We start from the raw sequence: 12,370 nt of genomic DNA, 5'->3' as shown, positions 1-12,370 counted from the left end.
TCGGGGCAAAAGACGCCGTATTTAACCACAAGCGCGCAGCCGAAACCAAAGGCTGTGCCACGCCTAGTCTGAGCATGTCCGATAAAATTGAACTTCGCGCAGAGGTGCCGTCCGAATTGGGCGGCCAACGCCTCGATCAAGTCGCCGCACAATTATTCGCTGAGCACTCGCGCTCGCGCCTTTCCGCCTGGATCAAAGACGGCCGCCTGACTGTGGATGGAGCGGTTATCCGCCCGCGAGACATAGTTCATGGCGGTGCGATTCTTGAGCTGACTGCCGAGCAGGAAGCCCAGGGAGAATGGATCGCCCAGGATATTGAACTGGACATCGTCTATGAAGACGACGACATCCTGGTGATCAACAAACCCGCAGGCCTGGTGGTTCACCCGGCAGCCGGGCACGCTGATGGCACCTTGCTAAATGCCTTGCTGCACCACGTGCCGGACATCATCAACGTCCCGCGCTGCGGCATCGTGCACCGTCTGGACAAGGACACCACCGGCCTTATGGTGGTAGCCAAGACCATTCAGGCGCAGACGCAGTTGGTCACACAACTGCAGAGTCGCAGTGTCAGCCGGATCTACGAATGCATCGTGATCGGTGTGGTCACCGCCGGTGGCAAAATCAATGCCCCTATCGGTCGCCACGGCCAGCAGCGCCAGCGCATGGCCGTGATGGAAGGCGGCAAACAAGCTGTCAGCCATTATCGCGTGCTTGAGCGTTTCCGCTCCCACACCCACGTGCGGGTGAAGCTGGAAACCGGTCGTACGCACCAGATCCGGGTGCACATGGCGCACATCAACTTCCCGTTGGTCGGAGACCCGGCCTACGGTGGCCGCTTCCGTATTCCGCCTGCGGCCAGTGCAACCATGGTTGATTCGCTGAAAACCTTCCCGCGCCAGGCGCTGCATGCACGCTTCCTGGAACTGGATCATCCGACGAGCGGTAAGCGGATGAGCTGGGAATCGCCACTTCCAGACGATTTTGTCTGGTTGTTGTCGCTGCTCAAGCAAGACCGCGAGGCGTTTATCGGATGAGTGACTGGCTGATTCCTGACTGGCCCGCGCCGGCCGGGGTGAAAGCCTGCGTTACCACCCGTGCGGGCGGCGTCAGTTTGGCGCCGTTCGACAGCCTCAATCTCGGTGATCATGTCGAGGACAGCCTTGAAGCCGTTCTCGAAAATCGCCGTCGCCTCAACGATGCCTTCAATATCCAGCCTGCCTGGCTGCGCCAGGTCCACGGTGTTGGCGTGGTTGAGGCCGATCCCGGCCAGACTGCCGAAGCCGATGGCAGTTGGACCAGCACCCCTGGCATCGCCTGCACATCAATGACGGCGGATTGCCTGCCTGCCTTGTTCTGCAATCGTGCTGGCACCCGCGTTGCGGCAGCCCATGCCGGCTGGCGTGGCTTGGCCGCTGGCGTATTGGAAGCGACCGTCGAGAGCATGGCCACCGAGCCTGGCGAAGTACTGGTGTGGTTGGGGCCGGCCATTGGCCCGCAAGCCTTTGAAGTGGGGCCGGAGGTGCGTGAAGCTTTTATGCAGCAACTTCCGGCAACGATTGAGGCGTTCATCCCCAGTCAGAACCCGGGCAAGTTCATGGCCGACATCTACCAACTGGCCCGCCTACGTCTCGCCGCCTGCGGTGTCACTGCTGTTTACGGTGGTGGTTTGTGCACCGTGACCGATCCCCGCTTCTATTCTTACCGGCGCAGCCCGCGCACCGGTCGATTTGCCTCCCTTATCTGGCTTGAACGCTAGACTCTCCTGACCTGCGTCAACTATTGGCCGCTTGAATCTTCCAGAATCGACCACATCTATAGGGGTATCTGGCAGGTTTCTTCATTCAGGATGTGTTTACAGCTCCGGCCTGCTCAAAAGGAAGGTGACTAATGCGTATTGATCGTTTAACCAGCAAATTGCAGTTGGCTTTATCTGATGCCCAATCCCTGGCGGTTGGCCTCGACCATCCGGCCATCGAGCCCGCGCACTTGATGCAAGCGCTCCTGGAGCAGCAAGGCGGCTCCATCAAACCCTTGCTGATGCAGGTGGGCTTTGACGTCAACAGCCTGCGCAAGGAGTTGAGCAAAGAGCTCGACCAACTGCCGAAAATCCAAAATCCTACTGGCGACGTGAACATGTCCCAGGACTTGGCACGCCTGCTGAACCAGGCAGACCGCCTGGCCCAGCAGAAGGGTGACCAGTTCATCTCCAGTGAAGTGGTGTTGCTCGCCGCGATGGACGACAACAGCAAGCTCGGCAAATTGTTGCTGGGCCAGGGCGTGAGCAAAAAGGCCCTGGAAAACGCCATCAACAATCTGCGTGGCGGCGAAGCCGTAAACGACCCCAATCATGAGGAGTCGCGCCAGGCCCTGGATAAATATACGGTCGACCTGACCAAGCGTGCCGAAGAGGGCAAGCTCGATCCGGTGATCGGCCGTGACGACGAAATTCGTCGCACCATCCAGGTCCTGCAACGCCGCACCAAGAACAACCCGGTGCTGATCGGCGAGCCTGGCGTGGGTAAAACCGCGATTGCCGAAGGCCTGGCCCAGCGCATCATTAATGGTGAAGTGCCAGACGGCCTTAAAGGCAAGCGTCTGCTGTCCCTGGACATGGGGTCGCTGATTGCCGGCGCCAAGTTCCGCGGCGAGTTCGAGGAGCGTCTGAAATCCCTGCTCAATGAACTGTCGAAGCAGGAAGGGCAGATCATTCTGTTTATCGACGAACTGCACACCATGGTCGGCGCCGGTAAGGGCGAAGGTTCGATGGATGCGGGCAACATGCTCAAGCCGGCACTGGCGCGTGGCGAGTTGCATTGCGTCGGTGCGACCACATTGAACGAATACCGCCAGTACATCGAGAAAGACGCCGCCCTTGAGCGTCGCTTCCAGAAAGTACTGGTGGAAGAGCCGAGCGAAGAAGACACCATCGCGATCCTGCGTGGCCTGAAAGAGCGGTATGAGGTGCACCATAAAGTCGCGATCACCGACGGCGCGATCATTGCGGCGGCGAAGTTGAGCCATCGCTATATCACTGACCGGCAGTTGCCGGACAAGGCCATCGACCTGATCGACGAAGCGGCCAGCCGTATCCGGATGGAGATCGATTCGAAGCCCGAAGTGCTCGACCGCCTGGATCGGCGCCTGATTCAGCTGAAAGTTGAATCCCAGGCCCTGAAGAAAGAAGAGGACGAGCCGGCGAAGAAGCGCCTGGAAAAACTCCAGGAAGAAATTGTTCGCCTGGAACGCGAGTATTCGGACCTCGAAGAAATCTGGACCTCGGAGAAAGCCGAAGTGCAGGGTTCTGCGCAGATCCAGCAAAAGATCGAGCAGTCCCGTCAGGAACTGGAAGCCGCGCGCCGTAAAGGCGACCTGAACCGCATGGCCGAGTTGCAGTACGGGGTGATCCCGGACCTGGAACGCAGCCTGCAGATGGTCGACCAGCACGGCAAGCCGGAGAACCAGTTGCTGCGCAGCAAGGTGACCGAGGAAGAAATTGCTGAAGTCGTGTCGAAGTGGACCGGTATTCCCGTGTCGAAAATGCTCGAAGGCGAGCGCGACAAGCTGCTGAAGATGGAAAGCCTGTTGCACCAGCGCGTGATTGGCCAGGACGAGGCGGTGGTTGCGGTGTCCAACGCGGTGCGGCGTTCCCGCGCCGGGTTGTCCGACCCGAACCGTCCGAGCGGCTCGTTCATGTTCCTCGGCCCGACCGGCGTGGGCAAGACCGAGTTGTGCAAGGCCTTGGCCGAGTTCCTCTTTGATACCGAAGAGGCGATGGTGCGGATCGACATGTCCGAGTTCATGGAGAAACATTCCGTGGCTCGTTTGATCGGGGCACCACCAGGCTATGTGGGCTACGAGGAAGGCGGTTACCTGACCGAAGCGGTACGGCGCAAGCCTTACTCGGTGATCCTGCTGGACGAGGTCGAAAAGGCTCACCCGGATGTGTTCAACGTGTTGCTGCAGGTGCTGGAAGATGGCCGCCTGACCGACAGTCACGGGCGCACCGTGGACTTCAAGAATACGGTGATCGTGATGACCTCCAACCTGGGCTCGGCGCAAATCCAGGAACTGGTGGGTGATCGTGAGGCCCAGCGTGCAGCGGTGATGGACGCGCTGACCAGCCACTTCCGGCCGGAGTTCATCAACCGGGTAGATGAAGTGGTGATCTTCGAGCCTCTGGCGCGGGATCAAATCGCGGGCATCACCGAGATCCAGTTGGGCCGCTTGCGCAGCCGTCTGGCGGAGCGTGAGTTGTCGCTGGACCTGAGCCGCGAGGCGTTGGATAAGTTGATCGCCGTGGGTTATGACCCGGTGTATGGCGCACGGCCGTTGAAACGTGCGATCCAGCGCTGGATCGAGAACCCGTTGGCACAGCTGATCCTGTCGGGCAGCTTTATGCCGGGCACCAGTGTCGAGGCAACCGTGGAAAACGACGAAATCGTCTTCCATTGAGCCCAAGCTGCTGCGCTATAAGAAGGGGCCCCGCTTTGCGGGGCCTTTTTTTTCGATAGGGCGTTGAACTGTAAGGCAAAGGCTTGTAAAGTGCGCCCCGCAGCAACGTCAGCCCAACGGTTTCTTCTCCCCAAGGAGAAATCAGAAAGAAGCGCAAATCATTGTCTTAAAAGCAATTTAAAGGGTTGACAGGGGTTTTTAAGATTGTAGAATAGCGCGCCTCAGAGGCACTAACGTAGCGATACGGAAGGGTTGAAGAGAACGTAACAAGCAACAACGTAACACTTTGAAATATGTAGTTCCGTGATAGCTCAGTCGGTAGAGCAAATGACTGTTAATCATTGGGTCCCAGGTTCGAGTCCTGGTCACGGAGCCAATTTCAAACCGGGGTATAGCGCAGTCCGGTAGCGCGCCTGCTTTGGGAGCAGGATGTCAGGAGTTCGAATCCCCTTACCCCGACCATATTTGGGTCGTTAGCTCAGTTGGTAGAGCAGTTGGCTTTTAACCAATTGGTCGTAGGTTCGAATCCCACACGACCCACCATTTTTGAGACCAGATTAACGCTGGAATCGAATCTTAAGATCAGAGGCCAAAAGCACTGATCGAAGAAGGCGACTGAAAGGTCGCCTTTTTTTTACCGGGGTATAGCGCAGTCCGGTAGCGCGCCTGCTTTGGGAGCAGGATGTCAGGAGTTCGAATCCCCTTACCCCGACCATATTAAAAATCCTCGTATCGAAAGATACGGGGATTTTTTTTGTCTGAATTTTAAGCTTCACCGCGAAACAAATGTGGGAGCTGGCTTGCCTGCGATGACATCGCCTCGGTCTGAAAGATACATCGAGGTGTCTGCATCGCAGGCAAGCCAGCTCCCACAGAAGCTTGGCCCAATATGGCGTTGCGGTATCAGTGCAATTTAAGGCGTGGCTCGGTGCCTCGCCCAATCTTGCTCCCCAGCATCAGCATCGCCGTGCGGAAGAAGCCATACAGCGCCATTTGGTGCATACGGTAAAGCGACACATAAAACATCCGCGCCAGCCAGCCTTCCAGCATCACGCTGCCCGTCAGGTTGCCCATCAAGTTACCCACCGCCGAAAAACGCGACAGCGAGATCAGCGAGCCATAGTCGGTGTACTTGTACGACGGCAGGTCCTTGCCCTCGATCCGCAGTTTCAGCGACTTGGCCAGCAACGACGCCTGCTGGTGAGCCGCCTGGGCCCGTGGTGGCACATTACGATCGGTGCCAGGTTGCGGGCAGGCTGCACAGTCACCAAAGGCAAAAATGTTCTCGTCGCGCGTGGTTTGCAGGGTCGGCAGCACTTGCAGTTGGTTGATACGGTTGGTTTCCAGGCCGTCGATGTCCTTGAGAAACCCTGGCGCACGAATCCCGGCGGCCCAGACCTTGAGGCTGGCCGCAATCACCTGGCCGCTGCTGGTGATCAGGGCGTCGGCAGTCACCTCACTCACGGCGGAGTTGGTCAGCACCGTCACCCCGAGTTTTTCCAGGGTTTTATGCACAGGCCCGCCAATACGCTCCGGCAGGGCAGGCAACACCCGAGGGCCGGCTTCGATCAGGGTGATGTGCATGTTTTCCGGCTTGATCTTGTCCAGGCCATAGGCGGCCAGTTCATGCGCGGCGTTATGCAGTTCGGCCGCCAGCTCGACGCCCGTGGCACCGGCGCCGACGATGGCAACGCTGATCTGCTCCACGACGTCCGTTTGCCCGGCATGAGCGCGCAGATAGTGATTGAGCAACTGCTGATGGAAGCGTTCAGCCTGCTTGCGGGTGTCGAGGAACAGGCAGTGTTGCGCCGCGCCCTCGGTGCCGAAGTCATTGGTGGTACTGCCGACGGCGATCACCAGGCTGTCGTAGCCCAGCACGCGCGCAGGCACCAGTTCCCGGCCTGCTTCGTCGAGGGTGGCGGCCAGCTGGATTTTTTTCTGCTCACGATCGAGCCCGCTCATGCGCCCCAACTGGAACTCGAAGTGGTTCCATTTGGCTTGGGCAACATAATTGAGTTCGTCTTCCGACGAGTTCAGCGAGCCCGCCGCCACTTCGTGGAGCAAGGGTTTCCAGATGTGGGTGAGGTTGGCGTCCACCAGCGTGATGCTGGCGGTGCCGCGCTTGCCCAGAGTCTTACCCAGGCGGGTAGCCAACTCCAGGCCGCCGGCGCCGCCGCCGACGATAATAATACGATGGGTCATGGGGATATCTCGCAAGGCTAAAAGAAATCGGTGCGGTTACCCGAGCGAGCGCAAGGCAGCTCATAGCGTCAGGTAACTCAAAAGGCGGCTCAACAAACCCAGGCCGATCACCGCAACCAGTACCACGGCAAGGAGCAGCCAGGGCCGGAAAGGCTTGCGCTCGACTTGGTTCTGGGACAGTTGCAGGTACTCTTCGACATGCTGCTGGTCGTCGGGGTTCAGGCGGCTGGTCATAAAGGCCTCGTCAGGTAGACGTTGCTAAAGGGCGCCACGTTACAGTCGTGGGATTGGCGGCAATGCCAGAAGCATAGTCGCCAGCCCGGTCACAGGCTGATACCCACATCAAACACTATGCTGCGCCCCAGATTGTTGCGCAAGAAGTCCGGAGCGTCCGGATGGGCGAATAATACCCGGGCAAACGTCGGGCCCACGAGGGACAACGAGCGCCAGCCCTGGCGCAGGTATTCGGTGGGTGGCGGAAAATGACTGTTGAGGTCCAGCACTTCGCGCTTGAGGCTGGCGAAGGCGATGAGGTCCAGCTCCCCCAGGTCCATGCCGCGCTCTTTATAGTTGTGCGCTTTCTTGCGCAGGGTAGGCGCCAGGCGCAGCAGGAATTCGTGGGCGGGAATGCGCCGGGGCTTGGCTTCTCGGCGAACCAGTTGGCTCAGGGAAAACGCGCTGCGCCGGCGCAGCAGTTCGTCGCGCCACTCGTCATTCAGGCGCCGGCCCTCATCGAGAACGAAAAACACCTCGAAGCTGGCATCGCGAAACAGCACGTCTGGCGGCTCTTGCCCGGCCGCGTGGAATTCTTCGGCGCGGTAGGGCACGTTCAGGCCTTGCAACAGGCGCTGGCACACCCAACGCTCACGCTCCCATTTGCGGGCATTGGACAGAAATGCGTTGGCTTGTTCGGCCGCTACGGTGAGCAGGCGCAAATAATCTGAGTCATCCATGTCACCAGCTTAGCGCCCAAATGTGATCTTAATAAAGTCTGTCGAGGGTTTCTTGCCGCTGATCTTCCGATCTTTAAAGCAAGATCAAACGATCGCGGCCTCTGGCAGCGCCTAAATATCAGTCCTGCTGCAATGCACCATCGAACTCGGGCGTCAGCCCCGACAATTCCAGCTTGCGGACAAAGGCTGCAAGGCGTTGCTGCTTGTAAGCGTCCACGTTCAGGTCGCGGTAATCGTAGAAACCCTGGCCGTCTCGCAGGCCATTACGCGCGTTTTGCATGTTGTCGGCAATCACCTGTGGCGACTCGAACCGCGGTGACAGCGCGTCGCTGAGGTAACGCGATGCGTAATAGAGAATGTCGCCTCCCCCCCAATCGATGAACTCCAGCAGCCCCAGCACCGAAAAGCGCAGACCAAAGCCAACGCGCACCGCAGTGTCAATGTCTTCGGCGCTTGCCACGCCTTCCTCGACCATCCGCGCCGCTTCATTCATCGCCAGTGCCTGGATGCGTGGGACGATATAGCCAGCCACCGGATTGCATACCACGGGCACCTTGCCGATACGCTTGAGCAGTTGCAGCAGGCGCTCGACCACCCGTGGGCAGGTTGCGTCGCTGCGGCTGACTTCCACCAGCGGCATCAGGTGCGCGGGATTGAGCCAGTGCGCGTTAACGAAACGCTGTGGCTCACGGACCATATCCGCCAGTTCAGTGACCAGGAAGGTCGAGGTGGTCGAAGCAATAATAGCTTCAGGGCCCACATGCTCACTGACCCAGGCAAACGTCTGCTGCTTGACGTCGATGACTTCCGGCACCGCCTCAAACACCAAGTCACACATACCCAGCGTCGCGCCCGCCGCGGACCTGGATTGCACCACCAGCCGGGATAACGCCACGTCGGCCTGATCCGCCTGGAGCAACCCGAGGCGCACCAGGGTCTGCAGTTCACCGCGAAGGTTGTTGCGCACGCGCTCGAAGTAGCCGTGCCGCTCATCTTCGGTGCGATCCTTGATGTCGATAAGGCTGACCGGCAGGCCCGCATAGATGAACGCCAGGGCAATGCCCTCGCCCATACGCCCGGCGCCCACCACGCTGACGTGGGGCAGCGCGGCGTTCATCAGTTGTAGCCTCTGGTCAGGAGTTCGGTCATCTGTGCCCGGCTCAGGTCCGCCAGCCCCAGGTTTTCCAGTGTTCGGCCTTCGGCGTATAGGTCACGTGCTGCGACCACCGAAGCGATGCTCAACAAGCCCTGTGCCACCGGGGTCGGCACTCCGGCCCAACGGCCGACGGACACCAGGAAGGACAGGCCCAGGCGAGTGTCTTCAAGCATGTAGCGATGCTTTTGCAGGTCGATGTCTTCGCGCCAGTCGCCGCTGTCGGTCAGCTTGCCGTGGGCACCGCGACCATACATCCACTCGTCGCCTTCAGTGGTGTTGTAATGGTCGGCCAACGGGAAATGCGGCGCGCCATAGGTCAGTGCTTCGCGCAGGGCAATGCGTTCGGCATCCAGTTGGCTGGTCACGCGGCGGATCGACGGCTGGGTGCCTTCGTTGTGGATGTCCCAGGCCTCGAAGTGCTCCAGGGGCCCGGCGTTCATCATGATCAGCGGCGGATGGATGATCGGGCCGGCGTTCATCAGCGCGCCACTCAGGGCGTCTTCGATCGGCTCGACGCTTGGGTAGGCCTCGCGTAATACCGCAAAGGCGCGCTCGGACAGATTGCTGGGGAACACGCCCGTCGGCAGGCGGGTGGCGTAGCCGCTGATTATCAGGTCGCTGGCGCCGTGCTTGCGCACCAGATACGGCAACGTGCCGGTTTCCGCGAAAGCCACGTCGCTGTGGTTGCCTGCATCGGCCATGGCCCTGGCGAACACATAGCTGCCGAACGTGCCCGGCGGCAGAAACACCACCTGACCGTCTTGCAGATACGGCGCCACGTGTTTGGCCAAGTCTTCATGGGAGGTGGATGGCAAAGGGATGATCACCAGTTGTGCGTCGCTCAGGGCTTCGCCGAGGTGGTCGGTCAGCGACAGCTTGTCACCCGCTTTGCCGACGGACAACTGGCGAGTGCCACGATAGTCCTTGATGGTCAGGCTTCCGATCGCCAGCAACTCATTGAGTGCTGCGCCGTCGCGACGCCACAGGCGAGTCGGATGCCCATTTTCAGCCATTTCGACAGCCGCGGCATAACAACCGTGCCCACCGCCCAGCACCGTAATATTCATGGAGTCGCTCCTCTTGTAAGAGACTCGATGCTATCGGGCGCCAGCCTCACGCACTTATCCGATTGCGCAGCCGACCTACGAATTACGCAGAAGCTTCAATGCTTCTATCGGCGCAGAGTGTCCGACGGCAGGCAGCCATAGCGTTGCCGATAGGCGCTGGAAAAATGCCCGAAGCTGTTGATGCCGTGGCGCAACAGAATGTCGGTGACGGTTTCTCCAGCCTTGCCTTGTTTGAGCGACTCGTGGATCGCCGCCAGGCGCCGGTCGCGAATGTACTCCACCGGCGCCTGTTGCAGGAACTGATTGAAACCATTTTGCAGGGTGCGGACCGAGACGCCACACAGCTCACTCAGGGTCGCCAGGCTGATCGACTCGTCCAGGTGCGCCTCGATGTAATCCCGTGCCTTCTTGACGTGGTGCGGCAGCGGCGCGCGAGTGTCGATCAGCAGGTCGGCGGAGTAATTGTGCGGTAGCTGAGTCAGCAACAGTTGCATCAGGTATTCGGACAGGGCCCCGCCAATGCGCGAACCGTCCACACCGCTGCCGTACAACCGGCAGATGTAGTCCAGGGTGTGATAAAGGCTGACGACGCCGACGCCTAGATGATCGACGCTGATCTCGAAGATCACCGAATGGCGCAAGCTGCGGCCTAGCAGGCGCTGCAACTGCATCTCCAGGGCGTCACGGTCGACCCGCAGGATCAGGTTACGGCATTGCCCGTCGGTGACGATGCGGCTTTGCGCGAAGGGCGAGGAAACGCTCAGGGAGCCCGACTGCATCGCCGCGCTGCGCTTCCCGTGGGCCACCTCGCAATGGCCCTGCAAGGTAATGCGGAACAGGTACTGGTCGGCGATATCGCCGATGGTCACCTCTACCGGCGCGCCATAGCGCAGGTCGAGCAGTGCCGAATCGCCGAAAAATATCCCGTTGAGCCGGGTATGCATCGGCTCGTCCCGCAGCACGTTGAAGCTGTGGGGGCACAGGTAATGGCTGACTTTGTCCTTGATCTCACAGTAGTCGGCCGAACTCAGCAGGCTGTGCCGTTCCAGCAGGTGTACGTCATTCAACATCAAAGGGGTCTCCTGATCTGGAGCATGTCGGCCCCGCCCCTTGAACAGGAGCGAGGCCGAGTCGTCGATCATGGATCAGCAAAAATCAGGCCGGGGTCGGATATTCCCGGGCATAGCTTTCACGGAAGCGACCGCAACCGCGCCACAGCAGAAGCACCGTCAACAAGGAAGCGCTGGCGATCACCAACGACATCGATGAGCCCACCGCCGCGGGCGATCCGAAATAACGGTCGGTCAACAGCGCAACCAGCGTAGTCCCCAGGCCCAACCCCAGCAGGTTGCTTATCAGCAGGAATACCGCCGAGACCTGCGCCCGTACCTGGTTCGGCGCGAGGATCTGCATCGCCGCCGTGGAGGCCGGCATCGGGAACGAAGCGAAGAACATCGCCGGCACCAACAGGGTTACCGACAGCCACAGTTGGTCCACCTGCGAAAACAGTACGGCCGGCACCGCCATGCCCAGGGCACCGATCACCCCGGTACGCATGGCCGCGTCCTGATGGCCTTTTTGTGCCAGGTAGTCAGTGAGCCAACCACCAAACAAAACGCCGGCGGTGTTGGCCACCAACAGCACGGTGCCGAGCATGTAGCCCGCCTCCACCGGCGACAGGCCGAACTTGCGGATATAGAGCGCCGGGCTCCAGCTCATCAGGCAGAACAGGGCCATGGCATAGAACGAAAAGCCCAGGTAATGGCAGGTGAAGGTCGCCCGGTGGCGGCCGAGGAAGCGCAAGCCATCGCCCAGCGCAACCTTCCTGGCCTGGCCCTGGGCATTGACTTGCAGACCTTTACGCGCCGGATCGCGCACGGTGAGCCAGATCAACAGGCCCACCAGGATGCCTGGCAGGCCGACAATGAAAAACGCCAGTTGCCAGGCTTTCACCGCGCCCACAATGGCGACCTCGATGGTGTTCATGTCCTTGAGCATGTCGATTACATAGCCGCCCACCAGGAACGCCAGGCCGCCACCGACGAACGAACCGATCGAGTAGATGCCCACGGCGCGGCCAAGTTTTTCTTTGGGGAACATGTCGCTGAACATCGAGTAGGCCGAAGGCGACAGCGCCGCCTCACCGACGCCCACACCGATGCGGGCGAGGAACATGTGCAGAAAGCTTTTGCTCAGGCCGCAGGCGGCGGTCATCAGGCTCCAGGCCACCACCCCGACGGCGATGATCTTCGGTCGCGAAAAGCGGTCGGCCAGGTACGCGATGGGCATGCCCATGAACGCGTAGAACAACGAAAAGGCCATTCCGTGCAACAGGCTGAACTGGGTATCGCTGATCTGCAGGTCGGCTTTGATCGGCTCGATCATTAACGCCAGGATCTGGCGGTCCACGAATGAAAAGATGTAGGCAACCATGCACAGGGCCACCACGTACCACTCGTAGACGTAGGTTTTCTTCTTTTGCAGGGCTGCGTTGTCGACCTGGATATTCACTGGTAGTTGCTCCTCTAGGAGTCTGC

10 protein-coding genes and 4 tRNA genes are annotated in these 12,370 nt (G+C 60.0%); 7 read left to right on the top strand and 7 right to left on the bottom strand.

The window, feature by feature from the left end; translation table 11 throughout:
• The first annotated feature begins 74 nt into the window (after positions 1 to 74).
• The 7 genes from rluD (at position 75) to ACZRN6_RS30155 (ending at position 5,170) form a co-directional block, all read left to right on the top strand.
• Positions 75 to 1,037 carry a 23S rRNA pseudouridine(1911/1915/1917) synthase RluD gene (gene rluD, locus ACZRN6_RS30185; protein WP_003215899.1) on the top strand — a complete coding sequence of 321 codons (963 nt, stop codon included), beginning with the start codon at positions 75 to 77 and terminating at the stop codon, positions 1,035 to 1,037.
• Positions 1,034 to 1,759: a peptidoglycan editing factor PgeF gene (gene pgeF, locus ACZRN6_RS30180; RefSeq protein WP_464009551.1), complete on the top strand. Its 726-nt coding sequence runs from the start codon at positions 1,034 to 1,036 to the stop codon at positions 1,757 to 1,759. The genes rluD and pgeF overlap by 4 nt, the downstream gene beginning before the upstream one ends.
• A gap of 131 nt (positions 1,760 to 1,890) precedes the next feature.
• On the top strand, positions 1,891 to 4,455 hold the full coding sequence (clpB, locus tag ACZRN6_RS30175) for an ATP-dependent chaperone ClpB (protein ID WP_322147582.1): 2,565 nt from the start codon (positions 1,891 to 1,893) through the stop codon (positions 4,453 to 4,455).
• A 300-nt stretch (positions 4,456 to 4,755) separates the two neighbouring features.
• Positions 4,756 to 4,831 (top strand) — tRNA-Asn (locus tag ACZRN6_RS30170).
• Positions 4,832 to 4,840: 9 nt separating this feature from the next.
• Positions 4,841 to 4,917 (top strand) — tRNA-Pro (locus ACZRN6_RS30165).
• Positions 4,918 to 4,922: 5 nt separating this feature from the next.
• Positions 4,923 to 4,998, top strand: a tRNA-Lys gene (locus ACZRN6_RS30160).
• 95 nt (positions 4,999 to 5,093) lie between these two features.
• Positions 5,094 to 5,170: transfer RNA gene (locus tag ACZRN6_RS30155), tRNA-Pro, on the top strand.
• A 188-nt stretch (positions 5,171 to 5,358) separates the two neighbouring features.
• Here the strand turns inward: ACZRN6_RS30155 and ACZRN6_RS30150 are convergent.
• The 7 genes from ACZRN6_RS30150 to ACZRN6_RS30120 all read right to left on the bottom strand — a co-directional run bounded on the left by ACZRN6_RS30150 (position 5,359) and on the right by ACZRN6_RS30120 (position 12,344).
• Positions 5,359 to 6,657, bottom strand: coding sequence for an NAD(P)/FAD-dependent oxidoreductase (locus tag ACZRN6_RS30150; protein ID WP_464009550.1), 1,299 nt, complete (start codon positions 6,655 to 6,657; stop codon positions 5,359 to 5,361).
• A gap of 60 nt (positions 6,658 to 6,717) precedes the next feature.
• Positions 6,718 to 6,891 carry a DUF3094 family protein gene (locus ACZRN6_RS30145; protein WP_010174986.1) on the bottom strand — a complete coding sequence of 58 codons (174 nt, stop codon included), beginning with the start codon at positions 6,889 to 6,891 and terminating at the stop codon, positions 6,718 to 6,720.
• An 89-nt stretch (positions 6,892 to 6,980) separates the two neighbouring features.
• Positions 6,981 to 7,610 (bottom strand): DUF1780 domain-containing protein, encoded by a 630-nt coding sequence (locus tag ACZRN6_RS30140; protein ID WP_008437312.1) that lies wholly within the window; start codon positions 7,608 to 7,610, stop codon positions 6,981 to 6,983.
• A gap of 118 nt (positions 7,611 to 7,728) precedes the next feature.
• Positions 7,729 to 8,727: a 3-hydroxybutyryl-CoA dehydrogenase gene (locus tag ACZRN6_RS30135; protein ID WP_322147579.1), complete on the bottom strand. Its 999-nt coding sequence runs from the start codon at positions 8,725 to 8,727 to the stop codon at positions 7,729 to 7,731.
• Positions 8,727 to 9,833, bottom strand: coding sequence for an NAD/NADP octopine/nopaline dehydrogenase family protein (locus tag ACZRN6_RS30130; RefSeq protein WP_464009549.1), 1,107 nt, complete (start codon positions 9,831 to 9,833; stop codon positions 8,727 to 8,729). Before ACZRN6_RS30130 ends, ACZRN6_RS30135 begins: the two co-directional genes overlap by 1 nt.
• A gap of 104 nt (positions 9,834 to 9,937) precedes the next feature.
• Positions 9,938 to 10,903, bottom strand: a complete 966-nt coding sequence (locus ACZRN6_RS30125) for an AraC family transcriptional regulator (protein ID WP_322147576.1) — start codon at positions 10,901 to 10,903, stop codon at positions 9,938 to 9,940.
• Between the two features lie 85 nt (positions 10,904 to 10,988).
• Positions 10,989 to 12,344 carry a spinster family MFS transporter gene (locus ACZRN6_RS30120; protein ID WP_322148756.1) on the bottom strand — a complete coding sequence of 452 codons (1,356 nt, stop codon included), beginning with the start codon at positions 12,342 to 12,344 and terminating at the stop codon, positions 10,989 to 10,991.
• Positions 12,345 to 12,370: the final 26 nt, after the last annotated feature.

The sequence above is a fragment of the Pseudomonas sp. A125 genome (assembly GCF_055409485.1).
Note: the sequence above shows the minus strand (reverse complement) of the source record. Positions and strands in the feature narration are given on the sequence as shown.

Excerpts from the sequence above, each read along its gene's own strand:
- rluD (WP_003215899.1), top strand. The coding sequence starts at position 75 with ATGTCCGATAAAATTGAACTTCGCGCAGAGGTGCCGTCCGAATTGGGC.
- pgeF (WP_464009551.1), top strand. The coding sequence starts at position 1,034 with ATGAGTGACTGGCTGATTCCTGACTGGCCCGCGCCGGCCGGGGTGAAA.
- clpB (WP_322147582.1), top strand. The coding sequence starts at position 1,891 with ATGCGTATTGATCGTTTAACCAGCAAATTGCAGTTGGCTTTATCTGAT.
- ACZRN6_RS30150 (WP_464009550.1), bottom strand. The coding sequence starts at position 6,657 with ATGACCCATCGTATTATTATCGTCGGCGGCGGCGCCGGCGGCCTGGAG.
- ACZRN6_RS30145 (WP_010174986.1), bottom strand. The coding sequence starts at position 6,891 with ATGACCAGCCGCCTGAACCCCGACGACCAGCAGCATGTCGAAGAGTAC.
- ACZRN6_RS30140 (WP_008437312.1), bottom strand. The coding sequence starts at position 7,610 with ATGGATGACTCAGATTATTTGCGCCTGCTCACCGTAGCGGCCGAACAA.
- ACZRN6_RS30135 (WP_322147579.1), bottom strand. The coding sequence starts at position 8,727 with ATGAACGCCGCGCTGCCCCACGTCAGCGTGGTGGGCGCCGGGCGTATG.
- ACZRN6_RS30130 (WP_464009549.1), bottom strand. The coding sequence starts at position 9,833 with ATGAATATTACGGTGCTGGGCGGTGGGCACGGTTGTTATGCCGCGGCT.
- ACZRN6_RS30125 (WP_322147576.1), bottom strand. The coding sequence starts at position 10,903 with ATGTTGAATGACGTACACCTGCTGGAACGGCACAGCCTGCTGAGTTCG.